The organism is Okeania hirsuta, from assembly GCF_003838195.1.
GTDB lineage: Bacteria > Cyanobacteriota > Cyanobacteriia > Cyanobacteriales > Microcoleaceae > Okeania > Okeania hirsuta.
The window spans coordinates 1-573 of the sequence record NZ_RCBY01000690.1; the positions used below are offsets into that span (position 1 = coordinate 1).

Consider the following 573-nt stretch of genomic DNA (forward strand, 5'->3'; position numbering starts at 1 on the left):
AGTGCTTTGAGCGATCAGAAAGCAGAATATTTGATGGCTCAACAGTTACAACGTTGGGGTCGGGAAGTTTTATATGAAGAGAGTTTGGCTATAACTGCTGACATTCTCAAGTTACGTTAAAAAAGCACCTCAGTGGTCAGCACCGAGAGCGATCGGCAGATTTTTTAGCTTGAAGAAACCGTAGGGGCGTTACGAAGTATGCGCAAGCAAACAGCCGTTTGCCCCTACAAACTGTTTTAAATCAACAATCTGAGCACCATTGCCAACTCTTTCTCCATCTCCCCACGTTCCCCTCCAGGGAGGGGTTAGGGGTGGGTTCCCATCTCCCCGAACTCCTCACACTCCTCACACTTTCTAGTGCTTTGAGCGATCAGAAAGCAGAATATTTGATGGCTCAACAGTTACAACGTTGGGGTCGGGAAGTTTTATATGAAGAGAGTTTGGCTATAACTGCTGACATTCTCAAGTTACGTTAAAAAAGCACCTCAGTGGTCAGCACCGAGAGCGATCGGCAGATTTTTTAGCTTGAAGAAACCGTAGGGGCGTTACGAAGTATGCGCAAGCAAACAGCCG

General features: G+C 46.8%; 1 protein-coding gene and 1 pseudogene. Both read left to right on the forward strand.

What is annotated here, in order from left to right; all coding sequences use genetic code 11:
* The coding region (locus tag D5R40_RS40535; RefSeq protein WP_240041717.1) for a glucose-6-phosphate dehydrogenase assembly protein OpcA at window positions 1-120 on the forward strand (120 nt) is incomplete at its 5' end.
* A gap of 236 nt (window positions 121-356) precedes the next feature.
* Window positions 357-476, forward strand: a pseudogene (locus D5R40_RS36870) (glucose-6-phosphate dehydrogenase assembly protein OpcA); the annotation flags it as partial.
* Window positions 477-573: the final 97 nt, after the last annotated feature.